The sequence below is a fragment of the Acidovorax sp. Root275 genome, assembly GCF_001428965.1.
GTDB lineage: Bacteria > Pseudomonadota > Gammaproteobacteria > Burkholderiales > Burkholderiaceae_C > Acidovorax > Acidovorax radicis.
In genome coordinates, this window is sequence record NZ_LMJH01000001.1 from 882503 (window position 1) to 907035 (window position 24533).

At 66.5% G+C, this 24533-nt stretch carries 17 protein-coding genes; 9 read left to right on the forward strand and 8 right to left on the reverse strand.

The genetic code is table 11. The features are described 5' to 3' along the window. Positions 1-40 precede the first annotated feature (40 nt). Positions 41-1672, forward strand: a complete 1632-nt coding sequence (locus ASE52_RS04095; protein ID WP_057225183.1) for an HD family phosphohydrolase — start codon at positions 41-43, stop codon at positions 1670-1672. A 73-nt stretch (positions 1673-1745) separates the two neighbouring features. On the opposite strand, the gene ASE52_RS04100 is transcribed toward ASE52_RS04095, so the two are convergent. Continuing rightward, complete coding sequence (locus ASE52_RS04100) at positions 1746-2474, reverse strand: Crp/Fnr family transcriptional regulator (RefSeq protein WP_057224010.1); 729 nt, start codon at positions 2472-2474, stop codon at positions 1746-1748. A 219-nt stretch (positions 2475-2693) separates the two neighbouring features. Here ASE52_RS04100 and ASE52_RS04105 point away from each other — a divergent pair, with 219 nt between their 5' ends. Genes ASE52_RS04105 through ASE52_RS04120 form a run of 4 tightly spaced genes read left to right on the forward strand, consistent with a single transcriptional unit; the run spans position 2694 to position 6510 of the window. After that, complete coding sequence (locus ASE52_RS04105; protein ID WP_010461525.1) at positions 2694-3245, forward strand: ester cyclase; 552 nt, start codon at positions 2694-2696, stop codon at positions 3243-3245. Next, positions 3242-4033 (forward strand): SDR family NAD(P)-dependent oxidoreductase, encoded by a 792-nt coding sequence (locus ASE52_RS04110; RefSeq protein WP_057224012.1) that lies wholly within the window; start codon positions 3242-3244, stop codon positions 4031-4033. Before ASE52_RS04105 ends, ASE52_RS04110 begins: the two co-directional genes overlap by 4 nt. A gap of 26 nt (positions 4034-4059) precedes the next feature. Further along, positions 4060-5133 carry a hypothetical protein gene (locus tag ASE52_RS04115; RefSeq protein WP_057224014.1) on the forward strand — a complete coding sequence of 358 codons (1074 nt, stop codon included), beginning with the start codon at positions 4060-4062 and terminating at the stop codon, positions 5131-5133. Positions 5134-5187: 54 nt separating this feature from the next. Beyond that, positions 5188-6510 (forward strand): MFS transporter, encoded by a 1323-nt coding sequence (locus tag ASE52_RS04120; RefSeq protein ID WP_057224016.1) that lies wholly within the window; start codon positions 5188-5190, stop codon positions 6508-6510. Between the two features lie 69 nt (positions 6511-6579). On the opposite strand, the gene ASE52_RS04125 is transcribed toward ASE52_RS04120, so the two are convergent. Next, positions 6580-7455: a LysR family transcriptional regulator gene (locus ASE52_RS04125; RefSeq protein ID WP_057224018.1), complete on the reverse strand. Its 876-nt coding sequence runs from the start codon at positions 7453-7455 to the stop codon at positions 6580-6582. Between the two features lie 98 nt (positions 7456-7553). Here ASE52_RS04125 and bla point away from each other — a divergent pair, with 98 nt between their 5' ends. Beyond that, entirely contained in the window at positions 7554-8471 is a 918-nt protein-coding gene (bla, locus tag ASE52_RS04130) for a class A beta-lactamase (RefSeq protein ID WP_057224021.1), read from the forward strand. Here bla and argA read toward each other — a convergent pair. From argA to ASE52_RS04150, 4 genes are all read right to left on the reverse strand, one after another. Next, positions 8458-9804, reverse strand: a complete 1347-nt coding sequence (argA, locus tag ASE52_RS04135; RefSeq protein ID WP_057224023.1) for an amino-acid N-acetyltransferase — start codon at positions 9802-9804, stop codon at positions 8458-8460. The two genes, bla and argA, sit on opposite strands and share 14 nt — an antisense overlap. Positions 9805-9888: 84 nt before the next feature. Continuing rightward, the gene (locus ASE52_RS04140) at positions 9889-12003 is read right to left on the reverse strand and encodes an AAA family ATPase (protein ID WP_057224025.1); all 2115 of its coding nucleotides are present in this window, start codon (positions 12001-12003) and stop codon (positions 9889-9891) included. A 1-nt stretch (position 12004) separates the two neighbouring features. Beyond that, a complete protein-coding gene (locus ASE52_RS04145) occupies positions 12005-12250 on the reverse strand; it encodes a hypothetical protein (protein ID WP_057224027.1) in 246 nt (81 codons plus the stop codon). Between the two features lie 341 nt (positions 12251-12591). After that, positions 12592-14472 carry a serine hydrolase domain-containing protein gene (locus ASE52_RS04150; RefSeq protein ID WP_057224030.1) on the reverse strand — a complete coding sequence of 627 codons (1881 nt, stop codon included), beginning with the start codon at positions 14470-14472 and terminating at the stop codon, positions 12592-12594. 142 nt (positions 14473-14614) lie between these two features. On the opposite strand from ASE52_RS04150, the gene hrpA reads away from it, so the two are divergent. Then, on the forward strand, positions 14615-18697 hold the full coding sequence (gene hrpA, locus ASE52_RS04155; protein WP_057225185.1) for an ATP-dependent RNA helicase HrpA: 4083 nt from the start codon (positions 14615-14617) through the stop codon (positions 18695-18697). Positions 18698-18720: 23 nt separating this feature from the next. Here hrpA and ASE52_RS04160 read toward each other — a convergent pair whose 3' ends face one another. Continuing rightward, positions 18721-19077: a hypothetical protein gene (locus ASE52_RS04160; protein ID WP_057224032.1), complete on the reverse strand. Its 357-nt coding sequence runs from the start codon at positions 19075-19077 to the stop codon at positions 18721-18723. Positions 19078-19309: 232 nt separating this feature from the next. Here ASE52_RS04160 and ASE52_RS04165 point away from each other — a divergent pair, with 232 nt between their 5' ends. Beyond that, complete coding sequence (locus ASE52_RS04165; RefSeq protein ID WP_057224034.1) at positions 19310-20995, forward strand: long-chain fatty acid--CoA ligase; 1686 nt, start codon at positions 19310-19312, stop codon at positions 20993-20995. Between the two features lie 72 nt (positions 20996-21067). On the opposite strand, the gene ASE52_RS04170 is transcribed toward ASE52_RS04165, so the two are convergent. Then, on the reverse strand, positions 21068-21442 hold the full coding sequence (locus tag ASE52_RS04170) for a PilZ domain-containing protein (RefSeq protein WP_057224037.1): 375 nt from the start codon (positions 21440-21442) through the stop codon (positions 21068-21070). A gap of 123 nt (positions 21443-21565) precedes the next feature. Here ASE52_RS04170 and ASE52_RS26395 point away from each other — a divergent pair, with 123 nt between their 5' ends. Further along, complete coding sequence (locus ASE52_RS26395) at positions 21566-24523, forward strand: EAL domain-containing protein (protein ID WP_277814396.1); 2958 nt, start codon at positions 21566-21568, stop codon at positions 24521-24523. The last annotated feature ends 10 nt before the right edge of the window (positions 24524-24533 follow it).

Genomic DNA, 24533 nt, shown 5'->3' on the forward strand with positions numbered 1-24533 from the left:
TTACGATGTGGTGTCGCCAACGCTGCACCAAGGTGGTTGTATGAGCAAGGAATCCACGATCGACCTGTTTCGCCGGCTGGAGCAGCTCAACGGCATCGGCGCGGCGCTTTCGCGCGAGCGGGATATCGACCGGCTGCTGGAGAACATCCTGGAGGCGGCCAAGGCCATCACCGGCGCCGACGGTGGCACGCTCTACAGCGTGACGGAGGACCAGTCGGCCCTCAAGTTTGAGATCCTGCGCACGGACTCCCTGGGCATCCGCCTCGGGGGCACCACGGGCAAACCCATCGACCTTCCGCTGCTGCCCCTGCGTACAGCCGATGGTGCGCCCAACGACTCTCTGGTGGCCGCGCATGCCGCCATTCACGACCGCACCGTGAACATCGCAGATGCCTACAGCGCGGCGGGGTTTGACTTCTCGGGGACCCGTGCGTTTGACCTGCGCACCGGCTACCACTCGCAATCCTTCCTCACGGTGCCGATGAAGAACCATGACCGGGAGCTGATCGGCGTGTTGCAACTCATCAATCCGCGCGATGCGCAGACGGGGGAGGTCATCACCTTTTCGCAGGCCGACCAGAGCCTGGCCGAATCGCTGGCCTCGCAGGCCGCCATTGCGCTGACCAACCGGCTGCTCATCACCCAGCTCGAACGGTTGTTCGAGTCGTTTGTGAACCTCATCAACCTGGCCATTGACGAAAAATCGCCGTACACCGGCGGCCATTGCCAGCGTGTGCCAGCTCTCACCATGATGCTGGCCGAGGCCGTGGATCGCACGGCGCAAGGCCCGCTGGCAGCCTTCAAGATGACCGAGCGGGACCGCTACGAACTCAAGATGGCGGGCCTGCTGCACGACTGCGGCAAGATCACCACGCCCGTGCACGTGGTGGACAAGGCGACCAAGCTGCAGACGATTTACGACCGCATCGGCCTGGTGGACACGCGCTTTGAAGTGCTCAAGCGCGACGCCGAACTGGCCGCGCTGCGCCGCCAGCTGGCGCTGCGCCCCGTGGTGGATGCGCGGGCCGAAGGCCAGGAACTGCAGGGCCTGCAGCAGGAGATCCACACGCTGGAAGAGGAGCGCAAATTTCTGCGCCACTGCAACACCGGCAGCGAAGCCATGCGGCCCGAAGACCAGCAGCGCGTGCGCGACATCGCCGCCATCCGCCACTGGCGCAACCCGCAGGGCGTGCAGACCAGCTTTTTGACGGCCGAAGAGGTCGAGAACCTCACCATCCGTGCGGGTACCTTGAACCAGGCGGAGCGCGACACCATCAATTACCACATCGTCGCCACCATCAAGATGCTGGAGACGCTGCCCTGGCCCCGGCACCTGAAGAACGTGCCCGAGTACGCGGGCGGCCACCACGAGCGCATGGACGGCAAGGGCTACCCGCGTGGCCTCACGCGCGAGCAGATGTCGCTGCAGGCCCGCATGATGGGCATTGCCGACATCTTCGAGGCGCTGACAGCGGCAGACCGGCCCTATAAAAGTGGCATGACCCTGTCAGAGGCGCTGGCCATCATGCGCAGGATGCGGGACAACGGGCACATCGACCCAGACCTGTTCGAGGTGTTCGTGCGCGAGGGGGTGTATCTGCGGTATGGGCAGGAGTTTCTGGATGCGGGGCAGGTGGACGGGGTTGATATTGCAGCGCTGGGGTTTGTTTAGCAGGGCTGGTAGCTATTGTTTTAATAGCTGCCAGCGCATGCTGAATGGGCGCTGGCGGTCCATATGGATCAAATCACCCCCCATCCTGCACACACCCCTCCAGCTTTCCCCGATCCATCACCTCCACCACCCGATACCCCACCCGCAAGATCCCCTCGTCTTCCCACAGCTTCAACTGCCGGTTCACGCTCTGCCGTGACACCCCCAGCATGAAGGCCAGGTCTTCCTGCGACACCGCCAGCGTGGTCGCCCCGTCCGAAGCCTCGGGCCGCGCGTCCAGCGTCAGCAGCCGGTGCGCCAGCCGTACGGGCAGCGGCTGCAGGATGGCGTCATCGATCCAGGCCAACGCCTGGCGCAGCCGCATGCACACCAGCCTGGTAAACGCCATGTGCACCTGAGGCTGCGTGTTCACCAGGTGGTGGAAGTCGTCGGCATAGACCACGGCGATCTCGGCCGCATCGACCGCACAGGTGTCGTACACGCGCTCGCGGCCTACGAACAGCGACACCTCGCCGAACCAGTGGCCGGGCTCCAGCACGGCGATCACGGCCTCGCGCCCGCCGGGGGCCACCACGCTCACGCGCAGCGAGCCGCTGACCACGCCGAACAGCGCATCGGGCGCCGAGCCCTTGAGGAACAGCGAATCGCCGCGCTGCAGCTGCTTGTGGTGCGCCACCTGCAGCAGTTGCAGCTGCACATCGTCCGGCAGGCGCAATCTGTTGGCCGCGTCGGGGGCGGTGAGCGCGTGGGGCGCGTCGGGGGACAAGGTGGGAGAGCGGGGCGGGGGCGTGCGCAGGGGCATGGGGTGGACGGCGGGCTTGTGCGTGGTGGCGAGCTGAGACGAGCGATCAAGGTGGGTGGCACGGTGTACCGCATGCGGGGGCGGGGCGGAAGGCCTGTGCGGGTTTGTCCGGGGCCGCAATTGCCAACAACAGACAGTCTGCGAAGGGAGGGCTGCGGATAGTCGATGGCTGTACTGCGATGCAACGCGCAGATCACCACCTAGACCAAGGAACCCACGATGACGACTGCCACCACCTCCCCAGCCCCACAGACCGCCCTGCAGGCCCTGCGGGAGAAGACCGTGCTGGACCATTTTGCCGACGAGACCCGCCAGGACTTCGACGCGGTGCTGGACACCTTTCCGCACCCGCACTACGAACTGATTCCGACCGGCGAGGTGCACGACGGCAACGAGGCGGTGCGTGCCTACTACCTGGCCTCGCGCAAGGCCTTCCCGGACCAGCGGCACGAGATCATCCAGCTGCGCCACACCGACGACGCAGTGATCGTGGAGTTCTGGCTGCTGGGCACCCACCGGGGCCCGCTGGGCAACCTGCCGCCCACGGGCAACAGCTTCCGCTGCCGCATGATTGCGCTCTTCATCTTCGAGGGCGAGCGCCTGGTCTGCGAGCGCGTGTACTTCGACTCGATGACCATGCTGCGCCAGTTGCTGGCCGGCGTGCCGCCCGCGCAGCTGCCGGCCATTGTGGGCTCGCTCCTGGCGGCGGGGCCCACCAGCGCGCCCGCAGCTTCAGGGCGCCAACCAGAAACCACTGCGGCTGCCGCATGACGGCGGGCTCGGCGCTCTCGGGTCGCCACGCGGTCATCACCGGCGGCGCACAGGGCATCGGCCTGGCCATTGCCCGGCGCTTTCTGGCCGAGGGCGCCAGTGTGTCCCTGTGGGACCGCGACACAGAGGCGCTCCAGGTCGCCAGGGCCCCGCTGGATGCCAGCGCCCGCATCCACACGGCCCGGGTGGATGTGGCCCATGAGGCCGATGTCGAATCGGCCGCCCAGGCCAGCGAGGCGGCGCTCGGGCCTATCACCGTGCTGGTGAACAACGCCGGCGTGCTGGGCCCGCTGGCGCCGTTGTGGGAACACACCCCGGCGCAGTGGCGCCAGGTGATGGAGGTGAACCTCACGGGCGCCTTTCTGTGCTGCCGGGCCGTGGTGCCACGCATGCTGCGGGACCTGGCTGGCACCCAGCCGCCCGGCCTGGGGCGGCGCATTGTCAACATCGCGTCGGTGGCGGGCAAGGAAGGCAACGGCCTGAACGCGGCGTACTCCGCGTCCAAGGCCGGGCTCATCGCACTCACCAAGTCGCTGGGCAAGGAGCTGGCGGCGCCGGGCATCCTGGTCAATGCCATCACCCCCTCGGCGGCCGACACGGCGGTGTTCGATGCCGTACCGGCGGAGCACCAGGCCGCGCTGCGCCAGAACCTGCTTGCGCGCGTGCCCATGGGCCGCTTCGTGTTGCCCGATGAAGTGGCTGCGATGGCGGCCTGGCTGGCCTCGGCCGACTGCTCGTTCAGCACCGGCGCGGTGTTCGACATCTCGGGCGGGCGCTCGCTCTACTGACCTGCCTACTTCTCCAGGAGAACTCCATGAAAAGAGACAACGTCCCTTCCGCCCTGGTGGCGGTCACGGACTTCGACGGCGCCCGCAGCGCGCCGTCGCCGCAGGACCGCCTGCGCGCGCTGCGCCGCAGCGGCGCGCAGTTCCGCGAGTGGTTCCTCGACGAGCCGGCCGTGCGCTACGCCCGCAGCTTCGACCTGCTGCGCATTCCCTATCCGGCCTGGTATGCGTTCAGCGGTGTGTATTCGCAGCAGCTGCTCAAGCCGCACATGGTGCATCTGCTGGCGCGCACGGTACTCATCCAGTTCGAGGATTTCGGAGGGCAGCTGCGCCACCTGCTGTTCACGCCGGCAGACCACGAGACGGGGCGCGATACGCCGTACTTCCGCCGCCTGAGCGAGCAGACGCCGGCCTTCCTGCACAGCACCATCGCGCCCATCTATGGCACCGTGCTGGATGCCCTGGCCAGCGTGGGCGTGGCGCCCGAGTGCATCGACTACATCACTTATGACCACCTGCACACGCAGAACCTGCGGCGCTGGCTGGGCACGGGCGGCGGGCCCGGCCTGCTGCCCAACGCGCGCCTGCTGGTGCACCGGCAAGAGCTGGCGAGCGTGGCGGGCCTCTTGCCCACCCAGGCCGACTGGTACTGCCCCGACGGCCTGCGCGGCGTGGCCGGTGACCGCATCGTGCCGTTCGACGGCAGCGTGCAGCTGGGCCGGGGCGTGGCGCTGGTGCACACACCCGGGCACACCGAGGGCAACCATTCGCTGGTCTACCGGGTGCCGGACGGCCTGCGTGTGAGCAGTGAAAACGGCGTCTCGGCCGACAGCTGGGCGCCCGAGGTCTCGCGCCACAACGCCATCCGCCGCTTCGCCAAGGCGACCGGGGCCGAGGTGGTCCTGAACGGCAACACGCAGGAAAACAGCAACGACCAGTACCTCTCGATGGTGCTGGAGAAGACCATCGCGGGCACCTCGGCGTCGCACGGCTTCAGCAACGTGGTGCCGTCGAGCGAATGTTCGCCGCACTGGCTGTTCCCGGGCGCGCCCACGGGCCACCTCTGGGGCGCCACCGAGTCGGGACAGCTGCAGCGCGTGTGACGCCTGCGCACTGCCGGTGCACCAAGCGACAAGAACAAACCCAGGAGACAACCCATGAACACGGCCACCTATGGCGCGGCTGCGGCGGCATCCGCTGCCACCGAGAACACCAGCACCCACGCGCTCTACCGCAAGATCAGCTGGCGGCTCATACCGCTGCTGTTCGTCTGCTACATCTTCAACTACCTGGACCGCACCAACATCGGCTACGCGCAGCTGCAGATGAAGGCCGACCTGGGCTTCGGCGATGCGGTCTTCGGCCTCGGGGCCGGGGTGTTCTTCATCGGCTACGCGCTGTTCGAGATCCCCAGCAATGTGATGCTGGCGCGTGTGGGCATGCGGGCCACGCTGCTGCGCATCATGGCGCTGTGGGGTCTGGCATCGGCGGCCACCTTGTTCGTCACCACGCCCACGCAGTTCTATGTGCTGCGGTTTCTGGTGGGGGTTTTCGAGGCAGGCTTTGCACCCGGCGTGCTGTTCTACCTCACGCTGTGGTTCCCGGCGCAGCAGCGTGCGCGGGCCACGGCGCTGTTCTTCATGGCCTACGGAGCGGCACCCATTGTGGCGGGCCCGCTGGCGGGGCTGACCATGACGTACCTGGACGGCGCGCTGTCGCTGCGCGGCTGGCAGTGGCTCTTCGTGGTGGAGGGGTTGCCGTGCGTGTTGCTGGGCGTGCTGGCCTATCGCTGGCTCGACAACCGCTCCGAGGAGGCAGGCTGGCTCACATCGCAAGAAAAGGCCCAGGTGCGGCGCGATCTGGCGCAGGAGCAAGCCATCGGCGGCGGCGCGCCGCAGTCCTTTGGCAGCGCATTGCGCAACCCGCAGGTGTGGCTGCTGGGGTTCATCTCGTTCCTGGTGATCCTGGGCATCTACGCCATGTCGTTCTGGCAGCCAACCCTGCTGCAGTCCATGGGGCTGTCGGTGCTGCAGATCGGGTTCTACTCGGTGGTTCCGGCGGCGCTGGGCATCGCTGCCACGCTGGTGGTGGCGCGGCATTCGGACCGCACCCAAGAGCGGCGCTGGCACTTTGCCGTGGGCGCGGTGCTAGGGGCCGTGGGGCTGTCGCTGACGACCCTGTTCATGCACAGCCCCTGGGCGGCCGTGGCCTGCCTGTCGCTGTCGGCCATGGGGGTGTCCAGCGCCTTCGCGGTGCTGTGGGCTGTGCCCGCCAGCCTGCTGGCCAAGGATGCTGCAGCGGTGGGCATTGCGCTCATCACCACGCTGGGCGGCACGGCAGGTGTGGTGGCGCCAGTGATGGTGGGGGCCATCAAGTCGGCCACGGGCGGCTTCAGCCTGAGCCTTTACATCCTGAGTGGCGCACTGGTGCTGGCGGCGGCGTTGATGGTGGCGGCGGGGCCTCGGCGTCGTGTGGCCTGATGGGATACGGTTGCTATTAGTTTGAGAGCTATTTGCGCTTGATGAACAAGCGCTGGAGGCCAATTTCCTTCATATTTCTTCCGACGCCATGCGGGCCTGGGCCCTGAGCCAGTCGCTGAACGCCACCAGGGCGTCCGTGGCTGGGCGCGACTGCAGCCGCGTGAGCCAGTAGGCGCCCTGGTGCAGTTCTTGGGCAAAGGGCTGCACCAGCCGGCCTTGCTGCAGTTCGCGCGTGAACATCTTCACCGGCAGCAATGCCATGCCGGCGCCTTGTGCCGCTGCTTCTGCCAGGGTGAGGGACGAGTCGAACACCGCGCCGCGCACCACGGGGCAGGGGGCGCCAGCGGCCTCGAACCACGCCGCCCATTCATCGGTGCGGTAGCTGCGCAGCAGTGGTTGCCGTGCCAGGTCGGCCGACGAGCGCAGGCCGTGGGCCAGCGCGGGCGAACACATCACGGACATGGGCGCGTCCATGATGCGTTCGGCATGCGTGCCATGCCAGGCGCCGTCGCCAAAGCGGATCGCGCAGTCCAGCCCTTCGCCCGCCATGTCCACCCGGTTGTTGTGTGTGAGCAGGCGCAGATCCACAAAGGGGCAGGCCTGTTGAAAGTCGCGCAGCCGGGGCAGCAGCCAGCCCACGGCAAAGGTGCCCACGGCGCCCACGGTCAACACCTCGCGCGGGCGGGTGTCGCCCAGTTTTTCCAGGGCGCGCTCCAGGCTAGAGAACGATTCCGTCACCACCGGCAGCAGCGCCTGCCCCTCGTCCGTCAGCGCCAGCCCACGCGGCAGGCGGCGGAACAGCGGCTTGCCCAGGCGCTCTTCGAGCTTGCGGATGTGCTGGCTCACGGCGGTCTGGGTCACGTGCAGCTCCTGGGCCGCCCGCGTGAGGTTCAGGTGGCGCGCCGAGGCTTCGAATGCGCGCAGGGCATTGAGAGGTAGATGCATAAGTTTTTCTGGGGGCTGGCGGCAATTATTGTCGATGGTACCGGGGGGCAGATATCCGTATCGTTGGAGCCTTGCTTCAACTTACCCCTCAATTTCATATGCAAAGACGACAGTTTTCCTTGGGCTTGATGGCCGCCACCGCCATGCCTCTTTGGGGTTGCGCGGCTGCCAGCAATGCGGCGAACCAGGACGCAACGGCCCGCCAATGGAATGACACCCTCGCCGGCATCGAACACTTCGCCCAGGGCCGCCTGGGCGTGGCCATGCTGGACACTGGTTCGGGCCTGGCGCTCGGCTGGCGCCAGGACGAGCGTTTTGCCATGGCCAGCACCTTCAAGGCGGTGCTGGCGGGCTGGATGCTGGCGCTGGTGGACCAGGGCAAGGAGCGGCTGGATGCCCGCGTGCACTACGCGGCGGCCGATGTGGTGGCGTATTCGCCCGTCAGCGGCCCCCGTGCGGGCGACGGCGGCGGCGGCCTGACGGTGGGCGAACTGTGCGCCGCCACCGTGAGCCTGAGCGACAACACCGCCGCCAACCTGCTGCTGGCCCGCCACGGCGGTCCAGCCGGGTTCACGGCCTTTGTGCGGTCACTGGGCGACGGCACCACGCGCCTGGACCGCACCGAGCCCACGCTGAACGAAGCCAAGGTGGGCGACCCGCGCGATACCACCACGCCGCTGGCCATGCTGCAGACCTTGCAGAAACTGGTGCTGGGCGATGTGCTCACCGCCCCGTCACGCGCCTGGCTGCAGCGCTGGCTGGTGGAGACAAGCACGGGCGACAAGCGCCTGCGCGCGGGTGTGCCAGGCTGGAAAGTCGGGGACAAGACGGGCACGGCGGGCGACAGTGGCACGGCCAACGATGTGGCGGTTTTGTGGCCCCCGGCTGGTGGCGCACCGGTGCTGGTGACGTGTTACCTCACGCGGTCTAAGGCCAAGCCGGAACAGCGCGATGCGGCGATTGCGCAAGTGGCGCGCGCCGTGGCTGCAGCGCGCGAAACGTTCAGAGCTTCTTGACCAGCACCTGGCTCTTGCGGTCCCAGTTGTACTTACGCTTGCGGGCTTCGGGCAGCCAGTCCGGGTCCACGCTCTGAAAACCACGCTTGAGGAACCAGTGCATGGTGCGGGTGGTCAGCACGAAGATGCTGTCCAGCCCGGCGGCGCGGGCGCGCTGCTCGATGCGCTTGAGCAGTTTTTCACCATCACCCGTGCCCTGGCTTTGCGGTGAGACGGTGACGGCAGCCATCTCGGCCGTCTTGGCCTCGGGGTAGGGGTACAGCGCCGCGCAGCCAAAGATCACGCCGTCGTGTTCGATGATGGTGTAGGCGGCGATGTCGCGCTCGATCTCGGTGCGGTCGCGCTTGACCAGGGTGCCGTCTTTCTCGAAGGGCTCGATGAGCTGCAGGATGCCGCCCACGTCGTCGATGGTGGCCTCGCGCAGTTCTTCCAGTTTTTCGTCGATGACCATGGTGCCGATGCCGTCGTGCACATACACCTCGAGCAGCAGCGACCCGTCCACCGCAAACGGCAGGATGTGGCTGCGCTCCACGCCAGCCTTGCAGGCCTTTACGCAGTGCTGCAGGTAAAAGCCCGTGTCGGTGGGCGTCTGCGCCGTGGGCAGCGTGGCCAGCAGGGCCTGTGCGGCGGCCAGTGGCAGCTCGGTGTCGATGGGGTTGTCTTCGCTCTCGGGCTCTTCCGGTTTCATGCGGATGCCTTGCACCTCGCTCAAGAAGATCAGCTTGTCCGCGCGCATCTCAATGGCCACACTGGTGGCCACTTCTTCCATGCTCAGGTTGAAAGCCTCGCCCGTGGGCGAGAAGCCAAACGGCGACAGCAGCACCAGTGCACCCATGTCCAGCGTGCGCTGGATGCCTGCCACATCCACCTTGCGCACCAGGCCCGAGTGCTGAAAATCCACCCCGTCCATGATGCCCACGGGACGCGCGGTGAGGAAGTTGCCCGAAATCACCCGCACCGTGGCGCCCGCCATGGGCGTGTTGGGCAGGCCCTGGCTGAAGGCCGCCTCGATCTCATAGCGCAGCTGACCCGCAGCCTCCTGGGCACAGTCCAGCGCCACCGAATCCGTGATGCGGATGCCGTGCGAGTACTTCGCCGCATGGCCCTTGGCCGCCAGTTGCTCGTTCACCTGCGGGCGAAAGCCGTGCACCAGCACGATGCGCACGCCCATGGCCTGGATCAGCGCCAGATCCTGCGCGATGTTGTGCAGCTTGCCCGCCGCAATGCCTTCCCCCGTGAGCCCGATCACGAAGGTCTGGTTGCGGAACTTGTGGATGTAGGGCGCCACCGAGCGGAACCAGGGGACGAAGGTGAAGTTGAAGACAGCGGACATGGCGGAGGGGGCGGTGGGGCGGGCCTTGAAACGAAGGAAAAACCGGCAACAACAGGCGGCCCGGTGTGGCCGCCAAGTCGCGCATCATAAGCATGCAGGGCTTTCGCTGTCTGGGGCATGTGCCGGCTGCCCTCCGGTTTTTTGCTGAAACGCGGCCAGCCGGGCCGCAAAGGGCTCCAGGATCAGGGCTTCGTCAGGCCCCGTGTGGGCTGCCACCGCAATGGCCACGCCACTCTGGGCCATCAGCGCCTGCATCTCGGGCTGGGCGATCATCCCGTGGTCCATCAGTGCCTCTACCAGGCGGGTGAGGGCACCCCGGTGCTGGCCCAGCAGGGTGCTGGCACGCTGGTATTGGGACTGCAGCAGTTCCTCGATGGCGGCGTTGCTGGGTTCCACGTCGGTGTTGAGGTGGTTGTCCAGCTCCACCGTCACGTCGGTTCGGGACAGGCGCGTGCCAAAGCCATGGTGGCGGATGAACCGCGCCGCTTCGGCCGTGACCTGCTTGTAGTCCTGCTCGGCGCCCGTCGTGCAGGCCATTTCGCCAAACACCAGCTCCTCGGCCACGCGGCCCGCCAGGCCCACGCACATCATGTCCAGTGCGTTCTGCCGGGTGGTGACCTTGAGGCCCGCGAAGCTGTTGTAGCCGCCCTCGAACGAGGCGATGTTGATCTTCACCTCCTGCGGGGCCTGGCCGAACAGCAGGCAGTAGACCAGTCCGTGGCCCGCTTCATGCACCGCCAGCAAGGCGCGGAAGTCGGCATTGGCGCGCTGCTTGAGCCGGTTGAGCTCCAGAGTCACCCCAAACTGCGCCTGCTGCACATCGCCCTGGCCACCGAGACCATGCACCACCAGATGGCGCTTGTCCGCTGCCAGCGCGATGACAAAGTCCTGCGCCAGGGGCAGCTGCTGCTCCAGCACCCACAGCGCGGCGTTGACCAGGTTGGCGCTCAGGATCGCGTGCACCGACGAGAACAGCGGCCGCGTGCCCTGCGCCGGAAACACCGCGTTGGCATACAGCTCATCCAGCACGTCCTGCCCGATGGCAAAGCGCACGCCGCACTGGGCGGCAATGTCGTCGCAGTACCGCGTGCACAGGTTGCGGATGAGTTGCTCGTAGGTGGCCTTGTTGAACGAGGGGTAGATCACATGCTCGTTGCCCAGCCGCGCGATCTGCTCAGGCTTGAAGCGTTCGCTGAGCGCCTTCTTCACGTCGATGAGCGAGAGCTTGCGCGTGAGGCGGTGGAAGATATCGGCGTCGGTGTCGCAGTCTTCCACGCGCTGGGCGGTCTCGTGGTACATCTCGTCGAGGTTGCCGCAGACGAACACCAGCAGCTTGCTGTAGTCGGTCTCCCAGGACGAAAGCGATTGCTGAAACCGTGTGAACAGCGCCTGCACCTGTGTGGGCGGCCACTGCATGATCTCGGCCAGGGGCTCCGAGAGCTTGAGCATGCGCTTGAGCTCCTGCGCATCCCAGGCGTCGAGTTGGAAGCGGTAGGGTTTCTTGCCAGCGCGCTCATCTTCGTTGTCGTCGGCCCGCTCGGCTTCATAGTGCGCGTCGGCCAGCTTGCGCTCGATGTTGGTGAGGGCACTTAGCGCGGGCGGCAGGCGTCCGTCGGACAGCAGCGTCCAGACATCCTGGTAGCGCTCCACCTTGACCTCCTCGCCCTTGGTGCTCACCGTGCGAAAGCGCTGGAACTCGTCCAGCACCAGCATGCCCGGCGCGCCCTCGTGGATGCCGGAGTCGCCCAGCATGCCGGAGATGGACGAGCTGCGGTAGCTCGCGCCGTGGCTGAAGCCGTCCATCTGCACTTCCACAAAACGGTCGTAAAAGCCCAGCAGCTGCGCCAGGCGCCGCGTGAGCTGCGTCTTGCCCGTGCCCGTGAGGCCCCACAGGCAGACGATGACGGGACGGGTGATGAGCTGGGGCAACACGTACCAGGCGCGGATGGCATCGATCACGCGGTCGATCACGTCGTCGATGCCAAAAAGCTCGGCCTTCAGTTGCAGCGCCGCGTCGGTCAACGCCTGCTGGCGCTGGGCGAGCTCGGCTCGGCTGGCTGGGGCTCTGGCCGGCTCGCCCTGTTGCGCCCGCACGGGGGCGGGCTGCGGTGTGGAAGCCAGGGGGCGCACACCGGCCGGGGCCGCGTGCGGGACGGGATGCCGCAGGTGTGGCGGCACAGGGTTGTTGAAGGGATTCATCTCAATCGTTCAAAAAGGGGTTCCGGATCGCCTTGCGCAGGGCGACGTTGTCCGCGCGGCGCTGGGCCCCACGGGTTCGGATGTGCTTGCCTGCCGCACTCGACAGGCTGCGTTGGGCCAGCGCGGCGGCCACAGGGTTTCGGGGCGGGCCCGAGGCTTCGAGCAGCAGGACCAGGGGCTGCTTCATGCGGCGCAGCTTTTTGATTTCACCCTGGGCGTAGGCCCGAGACAATTTTTTGGCACTCATGTGCACTCCACAAACAAAAAACCCCGGCAATGGAGCCAGGGCTTGCGGAGCGCGTGTGGGCGCCGGGGGGCCAAGGCTGGACAGTGCGTACACAGTCCAGCCGGGGCGGTGGACTGTGGTCAGGCGGGAGCGAACAAGGGAACAAACATAGCGGTGACCTCCAGTGTTTTCAGGGGCTGCCGTTGCGGCGGGCACAGGCCTGAAAGAAGCGCGAATTGTGGCGAGGTGCCTGGGGCTTGGCAAGCCGAGGGGCCCGCAAAAGCCTGCATGTGTCGCATGAAAAGAACAGTGGACGGGCGAGCGCCTCGCCGAACCCTGTGGAAGGGCGGGGCGGGCTGTGCTCAGCCCTGGCGGCGGTAGGTCCAGCCAGCCGCGTGCATCCACTCTTCCTTGTCGCGCGTCTCCACGACCAGTTCCACCAGATCGCGGCCGTCGTTGAGCGGCACCTGCACCGTCATGCCGGCCCGGTCCGACGACAGGGGCAGCAGGAACTGGCTGTCGTCCCAGAAGAGATAACCGGGCAGTTCGGGCAGCTCACGGAGGGCGACCGCCCCCACACCCAGGGCCCGTGGAATGGACTCGGGCGCTTCGTTCGCCAGCAGCCAGGTGCTGTCCATCCGCGCGACCCATTGCGGGGGCAGCGGGGCGGCAGCGGCAGGCATCTGCTGCCCCATGGGCATGGTGACCCAGTAGTGCCCCGCTGCGGCGGGTTCGCGCGAGAGCAGGTAGCGGCGGCCTTCGGCCTGTTCCCACCGGTACTGGGTGCCGGGCTGGGCCTCCGACCACCACCAGCCGTCGCTTCGCAGGCGCAGCCCCGCGCAGAGCGGGGTCCAGTCCTTCGCCTGTGCCGACCAGACCCACAGGTCGATCTGCTGGCTGTCGGGTGAGAGGGCTTTCAGCGGCTTGGATGAGCGGCCATAGATGCCCAGCATGGCGTCCACAGCGCTTGAAGAAGAGGTTGCCGCCGCCGGGATGGCGGTGGATACCTTGGATGGCAGCGCGGGCAGCTGGCCGGTTTCCCGCAAGGCGCGCAGCAGAATACCCTCGGCAATGGGCCCGGGCTTGAAGCCGGGCGCATTGCCGGTGAGCAGCAGGGCCATGCCCGCCTGCGGCAACACGTAGAAGTCGCTGGCGTAGAACATGGTGTCGCCACTCTTTTGCCACGCAAGGACACCCGCGGCGCCCAGGCCCTGCTGTCGTGTGCTGTCCCAGCCCAGGCCCCAGCGCCAGTCGGGGTTGAGATTGATGCGCAGGCCCTGGTTCTGCTCGCTGCCCATCTCCAGAACGCCGGCTTTGGACACGATGCGCTGGCCATCGTGTTCGCCGCCATGGATGAGCATGGAGGCCAGTTTCATCATGTCGCCGGGCGTGGTGCACAGCCCGCCCGTGGCGTAACCCATCACGAATTCCTGGCCCTGCTGAGCGTTGCGGATGGAGCCGTGGGCGAAGCTGCCTTTGGGCAAGGGCTGCAGTGTGTAGCCCGAGCGGGCCATGCCCAGCGGGTTGAGGATGGCGGACTGCACGAACGCCGGGTAGGCCTGCCCGGTGACCGAGAGCACGATGCGCTCGACCAGCGTGAAGCCGTCATTGCAGTAGACCGCCATGGCCCCGGGCGTGTGCTTGAGGTGCACGTTGGCCATGGCCGCCTCCAGTTCCGCCGCATACCCTGGCAGCGGCGCAAAGGCGAACAGGTTGTGGGAATAGGTGCCCGGCAGCCCTGAAGCGTGGCTCAGCAGGTGCCGGACCGTGATGTCCCGGTAGCCCTCCGACAGCATCGTGAACTGTGGCAGGTAGCGCACCACGGGCGCATCCAGCTGCACCAGCCTGCGGTCCACCAGCACCATGATGGCCAGCGCAGCGAGCACCTTGCTGACGGAGCCGACGTTGAAGCGTGTATCCGGTGTTGCGGGCGTGGCCGAGGTCTCATCCAGCGCCCCAAAGGCCTCTTGCCAGACGATACGGTCGCCGTGCATCAGTGCGATGGACGCGGCCCGCACCTCGCTGCCTTGCATGGCCTGGCGTATTTCGGTGCGTCCCCAGGCAATGGTTGCCGTCATGGTGGGAGAGGCATTGCCGCTGCCGCCACAACCCGGCAGCAGGGGCACCAGGGGCGTCAGCGCTGCGGTGCCAGCCCATGCCAGCCAGTCACGGCGTGGTTGCGATGTGGGCGGGACGGAGCGGCTGTCGTCAAAGCGTTTCTGGGCAGATGTCTGCGGGGGCATTCGGTCATTCCTGGGGGGCCGGAGACATCGTCGGGCGATGGTCAAGAGGCGCGATTGTGGAAGCTGCCCGCCAGGGCTGGCAACCGTGCGCATGGCCCGTGTTGCACGCGGCCAACGCCCGGCTCGGATAATGCAGCCCTTCATGACCGAATCCGCGCCTCCCCATACCTTGCCAACCGCCCCGCGCACTGCGCCGCTGCGTATTACTTTTCCCGAGTCCCTGCCGGTCTCGGGCAAGCGCGAAGAGATCATGGAGGCCATCAGCAAGCACCAGGTCATCATCGTGTGTGGTGAAACCGGCTCGGGCAAGACCACACAGCTGCCCAAGATTGCGCTGGCGCTGGGCCGGGGCAAGTGCAACGCAAAGCCTGGACAAAAAGGCCAGCTCATCGGCCACACCCAGCCACGCCGTATTGCCGCCAGCAGCGTGGCCAAGCGCATTGCCGAAGAGCTGAACACGCCGCTGGGGGATGTGGTGGGCTTCAAGGTGCGGTTCCAGGACCGCCTGAGCCGGGATGCCTCCGTCAAGCTGATGACCGACGGCATCTTGCTGGCCGAGACGCAGACCGACCCGCTGCTCAAGGCCTACGACACCATCATCATTGACGAGGCGCACGAACGCAGCCTGAACATCGACTTCCTGCTGGGCTACCTGCGCCAGCTCCTGCCGCGTCGGCCGGACCTCAAGGTCGTCGTCACGTCCGCCACGATTGATGCCGACCGGTTTGCCAAGCATTTCGAGAGCGCCAAGGGCCCAGCGCCGGTCATCATGGTGTCGGGCCGCACCTTTCCGGTGGAGCAGCGCTACCGCCCGTTTGAGGAGAGCCGCGATTACGGCCTTAACGAAGCCATTGCCGATGGCGTGGACGAACTCTGGCAGGGCAATGCAGCGGGCGACATCCTGGTCTTTCTGCCCGGCGAGCGCGAGATCCGCGAGGCCGCCGACCACCTGCGCAAGCACCTGTCGCACCAGCCCGTGATGCGCAATGCCGAGGTGCTGCCGCTGTTTGCACGCCTCTCCCAGGCCGAGCAGGACCGCATTTTTGATGGACACACGGGCCGCCGCATCGTGCTGGCCACCAACGTGGCCGAGACCTCGCTCACCGTGCCAGGGGTCCGATACGTCATTGACGCAGGCACAGCACGCGTCAAGCGCTACAGTTTTCGTAGCAAAGTGGAGCAACTGCTGGTCGAACCCGTCAGTCAGGCCGCCGCCAACCAGCGGGCTGGCCGCTGCGGGCGCGTGGCCAACGGCATCTGCATCCGCCTGTACGACGAGGCCGGTTTCAATGGCCGCCCCCGTTTTACCGACCCCGAAATCCTGCGGTCATCGCTCGCAGGCGTGATCCTGCGCATGAAGTCGCTGCACCTGGGCGATGTGACGCAGTTCCCGTTCATCGAGGCGCCCTCGGGCCGCGCGATTGCCGACGGCTACCAGCTGCTGGCCGAACTGGGCGCGGTGGACGAGGCCAACCAGCTGACCCCCATGGGTGTGGAACTGTCGCGCCTGCCGCTGGACCCGCGCGTGGGCCGCATGATCATCGAGGCGCGCGACCGCAAGGCGCTCGATGAGGTGCTGGTGATTGCCAGTGCGCTCAGCGTGCAGGACGTGCGCGACCGCCCCATGGAGGCGCAGCAGCAGGCCGACCAGGCACACGCCAAGTTCGACGACGACAAGAGCGAATTCAGCGGCTACCTCAAGCTGTGGAAATGGATCAACGAGGCCCGGGGCGGGGCGCCCAGCCTGCCATCGGCCCGTGCCCAGAAAGCCATGGCCGCGCAGAAGGCACCTTCGCAGGCCTACCTGCCGGTGGCGCAGCGCAGCGGTGGTGGCAGCCCTGCGACAGCGCCTGCTGCATCCTCTGCCGCCCCAGTTGCCACCCACAAGCTCAGCAACCGCCAGTACGAGCAGTTGCTGCGCCAGAACTTCATCAGCATCCGCCGCCTGCGCGAGTGGCGCGACATCCACACCCAACTGCTCACCGTGGTCACCGAGCACAAGTGGCAGATCAACACCCAGCCTGCGAGCTATGAGCAACTGCATTTGTCGATGCTGGCCGGTTTGCTGGGCAACGTGGGCGCCAAAAGCGACGAGGAAGACTGGTACCTGGGCGCACGTGGCATCAAGTTCTACAAACACCCGGGCGCGCACCTGAACAAGAAGCCCGGCCGCTGGATCGTGGCGTCGGAACTGGTGGAGACCACGCGCCTGTTTGGCCGGGGCATTGCGGCGATTGAGCCGCAGTGGCTGGAGCAGATTGGCGGGCATGTGCTGCGCAAGCAGCTGCTCGACCCGCATTGGGAGAAGAAATCTGCCGAGGTGGTGGCGCTGGAGCGCGCCACGCTCTACGGCATCGTGGTCTACAACAACCGCCGCGTGAACTTCGGCAAGGTAGACCCCCACGCCGCGCGCGAGGTGTTCATCCGCGAAGCGCTGGTGGGCGGCAACTGGGAGACCAAGCTGCCGTTTCTGGCCGCCAACCAGAAGCTCATCGCCAAGGTCGAAGAGCTGGAGCACAAGTCGCGCCGCCAGGACGTGCTGGTGGACGACGAACTCATCTACGCCTTCTACGACCAGCAGCTGCCGCCGGAGGTGTGCAGCGGCCACAGCTTTGAGGCGTGGTACCGCGAGGAAAGCAAAAAGCAGCCCGATCTGCTCAAGCTCACCCGTGATGAGCTGATGCGCCACGAGGCCGCAGGCATCACCACCAACGCGTTTCCTAAGACGGTGCGCCTGGGCGGTGTGGACTGCGCCGCCAGTTACCTGCACGAACCCGGCGACGCGCGCGACGGCATCACCGTGACCATCCCGCTCTTCGTGCTCAACCAGGTGAGCGACGAACGCTGTGAATGGCTGGTGCCCGGCATGCTCAAGGACAAGATCCAGGCCCTGCTCAAGAGCCTGCCCCAGCGCCCGCGCAGCCGCTTCGTGCCGCTGCCCGACAGCGCCACGCGCCTGGCTGAATTGCTGGGCGCGCCCGAGCGGTTTGGCACCGGCAGCCTGACCGATGTGCTGCTCAAGCAGGTGCGCGACGAGACCTCGCTGGATGTGAAGCGCGCCGACTTCAAGCTCGACATGCTCAGCCCGCACCTGTTCATGAACTTCCGCGTGGTCGATGAACATGGCCGCCAGCTCGGCCATGGCCGCAACCTGGGTGCCCTCAAGGCCGAGTGGGGCGCCAAGGCGCGCGGTGCGTTCCAGGCGCTGGCGGGGCTCAAGCTTGGTGGTGCGGCGGCAGAGGGCGAAAAATCTGATTCAAATATGTCTCCAGCGCTTGATAGTAAAGCGCAAGCAGCTATTAAATCAGGAGTAAAACGCGCGGTGCAGCCCGCCCAGCCCACGAAGCCAGCCAACGCCACGCCATCGGCCCCCGCAGGCCAGCGCTACACCACCTGGACATTCGGCGAGCTGCCCGAGCTCATGGAGATCAGGAAGGCTGGGCAGACGCTGATCGGCTTTCCGGCACTCATTGATGGTGGCGACGCCGTGACGATCGAAGTCTTCGACGAGCCCGAGGTCGCAGCCGCCAAACACCGCGCAGGCCTGCGCCGCCTGTTTGCGCTGCAGATCAAGGATGCGCTCAAGTACCTGGAAAAGAACATCCCCGACCTGCAGAAGATGGCTGTGGCCTTCATGCCCCTGGGCACACAGGAAGAGCTGCGCACCCAGATCATCGATGTGGCGCTGGACCGCGCCTTTTTGCTCGACCCGCTGCCCACCGACGAGTTTGCCTTCAAACGCCGCGTGGAAGAGGGCCGGGGCCGCCTCACGCTGATCGCCAACGAGGTCGCACGCCTGGCTGCCACCATCCTCACCGAATACGCAGCTGCCGCCCGCAAGATCAAGGACACCAAAAACGCCCCCGAGGCCACGCAGGATGCGCAGCAGCAGCTGCAACGCCTGGTGCCCAAGAACTTCATCGCCGCCGCCCCGTGGACCCAACTGGCGCATTACGCCCGCTACCTCAAGGCCATCACGCTGCGCCTGGAAAAATACCGCGCCGACCCCGCCCGCGACGCCGCCAAACTGGCCGAACTGCGCCCGCAAGAGCAGCGCTACTGGCGCCTGGTGGCCGAGCGCAAGGGGGCGGTGGATGCGCGCATGCAAGAGCTGCGCTGGCTGCTGGAAGAGTTGCGCGTGAGCTTCTTCGCGCAAGAGCTGCGCACGCCGCAGCCGGTGAGCGTGAAGCGGCTGGACAAGCTGTGGGCGCAGGTCAATAGTTGATGGCCCGGGTGGCGGCCTGCGCCTTACCCCCTGGTCCAGATCTTGATCGTCACGTACATCGTGTAGCCCAGGGCGAGCACCATCCACACCACAAAAAACAGGTTGGCCCAGTACTGGCCGGAATGCTCTGCCAGGGTGTAGACCTGCCCGGTGCAGCCCTTTCCAACGCACGGAATTTCGCGCAGCACCACTGCGCGCAGGGCTTCGAACAAAAGGTAGCAACCCAAACCGGCAACGAGCAAGAAGCCGATGGGCCCGACAGGTGGTTTGGTGAACTCATCGTTTTCGCCGCGCAAGCCCTGGTTGAGCAACCTCTGTCCGTACCGGTAAAAGAAGTATCCGACCAGGAGCATCAGGGCGTAGTAGACGAGGGTCAGCATGTCGTCGAGTCTTGGTAGGTAGGAGGAACAAGCGGCGTGGCGACGATGGTAGCCGACGCATCTCGATCACAGTTGCCCAGGAGGCGCTGGCGCTGCGCCGCCAGCCTGTGGCCACTGCGCCGCGTTCGACCGGTACCTCGGCGTCACATTCGCGACGCACCATCAGTGCCATCCCCAATGCCGTGGGGCACCATGCGAACTAGGCTGTGTTCTTCAAAGGAATCCCTGCTCCATGCGCCCTCACTACAAGTTCTGGCCCCGCCGCCTGCCCAAGTCCATCACCCTGCCGTCCACCTCGCTGTGGGACAACCTGGCCATCAGTGCCCGCCGCTATCCCGACAAAACGGCGCTGGTGTTCTTTGGCCAGTCGCTCAGCTATCGGCAGTTGATGGAAGGCGCCGAGCGCCTGGCGGCGCGGCTGGTGGGCCTGGGCGTGCGGCGCGGCGACCGTGTGGTGTTGTGCATGCAGAACTGCCCCCAGCTGGTGATGGCGCACTTTGCGATCCTGCGGGCCAACGCGGTGGTGGTGCCGGTCAACCCCATGAACCGTGCGGAAGAGCTCAAACACTACATCACCGACCCTGATACCAAGGTGGCCTTCACCACGGGCGACCTGGCTGCCGAGATGGCCAAGGCCAGCAATGCGCTGCCGCAGGCCGAGCGCCTGGCGCACCTGGTGGTGGCGCAGTTCAGCGATGCATTCGATGTGGATGTGGCGGGTGCCGATGCACCGCCCGAGGCCTGGCGGGAATGGCTGGGCACACGCCACCCGCTGCCCGCACTGGAGGGCGGCCAGGCCCATGCCTGGACGGATGCCGTGGCCTGCAAGGATGCGCCCCCGGAGCTGGTGGTGGGCCCCAACGACATGGCGCTGCTGCCCTACACCAGCGGCACCACCGGCCTGCCCAAGGGCTGCATGCACCTGCACAAGAGCATCATGCACAACGCTGCGGCCGGGGCCCTGTGGGGCACGGGCTCGGTGGACAACGTCACCCTGGCGGTGGTACCCATGTTCCACATCACCGGCATGGTGAGCGTGATGCACACCTCTATCTACTGTGCGGCTACGCTGGTGATCATGCCCCGCTGGGACCGGGACCTGGCCGGGCGCCTCATCTCGCGCTACCAGGTCACGAACTGGACGAACATCCCCACCATGGTCATCGACCTGCTGGGCAGTCCGAATTTTGCAAGCTATGACCTGTCGAGCCTGGTCTATATCGGCGGCGGTGGCGCGGCCATGCCGCAGGCCGTGGCGCAGCGCCTGCTGGACCAATATGGCCTCCGCTATTCGGAAGGCTATGGCCTGACCGAAACGGCGGCACCCTCGCATTCCAACCCGCCCGACCATCCCAAGCAGCAGTGCCTGGGTATCCCTTTCATGAGCACCGATGCGCGTGTGATCGACCCCGACACGCTCCAGGAAGTGCCGGTGGGCGAGCAAGGTGAGATCATCATCCATGGCCCCGAGGTGTTTGAGGGCTACTGGAAGCGGCCCGATGCCACGGCTTCGTCTTTCATCGAGTTCGAAGGCAAGCGTTTCTTCCGCTCGGGCGATCTGGGGCGCATGGACGAGGACGGCTATTTCTTCCTGACCGACCGCTTGAAGCGAATGATCAACGCGAGCGGCTTCAAGGTCTGGCCGGCGGAGGTCGAGGCGCTGATGTTCCGCCACCCCGCTATCCAGGAGGCCTGCATCATTGCCGCCAAGGACAGCTACCGGGGCGAAACCGTCAAGGCCGTGGTGGTGCTGCGCGCCACGCACCAGGACACGACCGAGCAGCAGATCATCGATTGGTGCCGCGAGAACATGGCGGTGTACAAGGTGCCGCGCATCGTGCAGCTGGTGAGCGCGCTGCCCAAGAGCGGCAGCGGCAAGGTCATGTGGCGGGCGCTGCAGGAGCAGGAGGCGCAGTAGGCACAGCGGCATGTTGGCCTTCTTGCGCGACATCAAGGGCTGCCCTCGGCAGCCCTTTTTCTATGGGAGGAGTCAGTGCGATGAGGTTGCCAGCGTCAATTCGCCCAGGTCGCGCTCCAGCAACGCTGGGTCGCCCAGCTGCAACTCGATCAGGCGGCGCAGGTGGGTCACGCTGTCCAGGTCAATGCCGCGGCACAACAGGCCGGTGTGCAGGCCTTCGACATGCGCGACTTCGGTGGACATGGCGATGTGGTTGCCAGTTTCGGCCAGGGGGATGGTGAGCTGGCACAGCATGCCGGCCTCCAGGTTCGCCTGGGCCGGCGCCATGAGCAGGGCACCTTTGAGGGACAGGTCCAGCACATGCACGCTGAATGCATCGGTCGACGTGGTCAGCAGGGCCGGTGCGTCAAAGCCGACGCGGACAAAGTGGCGGCGTTCGTGGGGCATCGCTGTCTCCTGGGCGAAGCGGTGGGTGGGCACATGCTACTCCAAGCCCGACGAACGCAGATTGCATTTGGATGTTTTTGCAAGCTTTCGTTACCATGGGCTTTATTTGGTCAGGGCCAAGCTGTGAGTCCATGCGTGTACCGGTTGGGTCGTCCCCGTGTCGGCTGGTTGCGATGGGCCGTGGTGTTGCCTTTGCTGTGGGCCTGCGCCTTTGCGCTGGCGGCTCCGCGCGAACTGCGTGTGGGGGTGTACTCCAACGAGCCCAAGGTGTTTGTGGATGCCGACGGCAAGCCCGCGGGCATCTTTGTGGACCTGCTGCAGCTGGTTGCGACCCGTGAGCAGTGGACGTTGCGCTACGTCCCTTGCGATTGGCAGGACTGCCTAGGTGCCCTGGCGGCCGGGCAGCTCGATCTGATGCCCGATGTGGCCCGCACCCGCGAGCGCGAGGGGCTTTACGACTTCCATGCCTCGCCGGTGCTGCACAGCTGGTCGCAGGTCTACCGCGCGCGTGGCAGTTCCATCCAGTCGATGTTCGATCTGACGGGCAAGCGCGTGGCGGTGCTCAAGGGCTCGGTGCAGCGCGCAACCTTCCTGAGCATGATGGACAGTTTTGGCATCGCGGTGCTGCTGATTGACGCATCCACGTTGGCCGAGGCCTTCGCATTTGTACAAAATGGCGATGCTGACGCGGTGATTGCCAACCACCTGTTCGGCAACTTCCATGCAGCCCGGTTCGGGCTGGTGGATTCGGGCATCGTGTTTCAGCCCGCCTCCTTGTACTTTGCCACGGGCCGCGGGCGCAATGCCGATGTGCTGGAGGCCATCGACCGGTCGGTGCAGGACTGGCGCAGCGGCGCGGACGCGCAATACACCGACGTCCTGCGCCGCTGGGGTGGGCAGGAGCCGGGTTTGCACATCTCGCCCCTGGTGTGGTGGGGCGTGGCGGGGCTGGCGCTGTTCGGGCTGCTGGCCGCGCTCCTGGCCGTGGTCCTGCAGCGCAAGGTGCAGGAGCGCACGCGCCACCTTCAGGCCAGCGAGCAGAAGCTGGCCGCCATCCTGGACAGCGTGGGCGCCTTCATCTACATCAAGGGGCAGGACTACCGCTACCAGTATGCGAACCGCCACATCCTGGAGCTGTTCGGGCGGCCTGCGAGCGACGTGGTCGGGCAGGACGATGCCGCTTTTTTTGACCCGGCCACCGCCGCGCAGCTTCAGGCGAACGACCGGCGCGTGCTGGAGCATGGCGAGCGGCTGGAAGTGGAGGAGGTCAACACCCACCTGGCCGATGGCGTGACCCGCGCCTACCTGTCGGTCAAGATTCCCCTTCGCCTGCCCGATGGCAGCATCCATGCGCTGTGCGGCATCTCCACCGACATTACCGAGCGGCGCAAGGCCGAGGAATCGCTGCGGATCGCGGCGTCGGTGTTCGAGTCGTTCGAGGGCATGGTGGTCACGGGGCCGGACCAGCGCATCCTGAAGGCCAACCGGTCGTATGCGCGCCTCACCGGCTACACCGTGGAGGAGCTGGTGGGCCAGACGCCGGGTGTGCTGCAGTCTGGCCGCCACGATGCGCAGTTCTACGAGGCCATGCACAGTGCACTGCGAAGCAGTGGCGCCTGGCAGGGCGAAGTGTGGAACCGGCGCAAGAACGGCGAGGTGTACCCCGCCTGGATCACGGTGACGGCTGTGTGTTCTCCGCAGGGCGAGGTCACCCACTATGTGGGCACGCAGACTGACATCTCCCACCGCAAGGCTGCGGAGGAAGAGATCCGCCTGCTCGCGTTCTATGACCCGCTCACGGGCCTGCCCAACCGCCGCCTCATGACCGACCGCCTGCAGCATGGCCTGGCAGCTTCCGAGCGCTCTGGCGCGGGTGGGGCGCTGCTGTTTGTGGATCTCGACAACTTCAAGGATCTGAACGACACGCAGGGCCATGAGGTGGGCGACCAGCTCCTGCGCCAGGTGGCCGCCCGCCTGGGCGGCTGCGTGCGCAGTGGCGACACCGTGGCGCGGCTGGGGGGCGATGAGTTTGTGTTGCTGATCGAAGGGCTGAGCCCGCAGGCCAACGAGGCCGCCACCCAGGCGGAAGCCGTGGGGCGCGCGGTGCTGCAGGCGCTGGCCCAAGCCTATCCGCTCAGTGGCCACGCGTACCACAGCTCGTGCAGCATTGGCGTGGCCTTGTATGCCGATGCGCAGGGCTCGGTGGACGAGCTGCTCAAGCGGGGCGACATGGCCATGTACCAGGCCAAGGGGGCCGGGCGCAACACGCTGCGGTTCTTCGACCCGCGCACCCAGGCGGCGGTCACGGCGCGCACGGCACTGGAGTCCGGGATGCGCGAGGCCCTGCGCGACGGCCAGTTCCTGTTGCACTACCAGGCCCAGATCAGCCAGGCCCACGGGATGGTGGGGGCCGAGGCACTGGTGCGCTGGCAGCATCCGCAGCGCGGGCTGGTGTCGCCTGCCGAATTCATTCCGGTGGCTGAGGCTTCAGGCCTCATCGTGCCGCTGGGGGCGTGGATATTGCGCACGGCCTGCCTGCAACTGGTGGCGTGGGCGAACGATGCACACACCGCACGCTGGACCGTGGCCGTCAATGTGAGTGCGCGCCAGTTCCGCCACCCGCATTTTGTGGACGAGGTTCTGGGGATGCTCGAAGAAACGGGTGCCAACCCCCTGCGCCTGAAGCTGGAGCTGACCGAGACCCTGCTGCTCGACGACGTGGAGGAGACGATCGAGCGCATGACCACGCTGCGGGCGTTGGGCCTGGGGTTTTCGCTCGACGATTTCGGCACCGGGTATTCGTCCTTGAGCTACCTCAAGCGCCTGCCGCTCGACCAGCTCAAGATCGACCAGAGCTTTGTGCGCGATCTGCTCACCAACGCCAACGACGCCAGCATTGCCCGCACCATCGTCACCCTGGCCCAGAGCCTGGACCTGGGCGTGATTGCCGAAGGCGTGGAAACCTTCGAACAGCGCGACATGCTGGCCAGCCTGGGGTGCCACATGTGGCAGGGCTACCTGTTTGGACGGCCGGGGCCTGCCAGCGCGCTGCAGGACGCCTTGGCCGGCACAGGGGGGTGAAGCCCGCAGT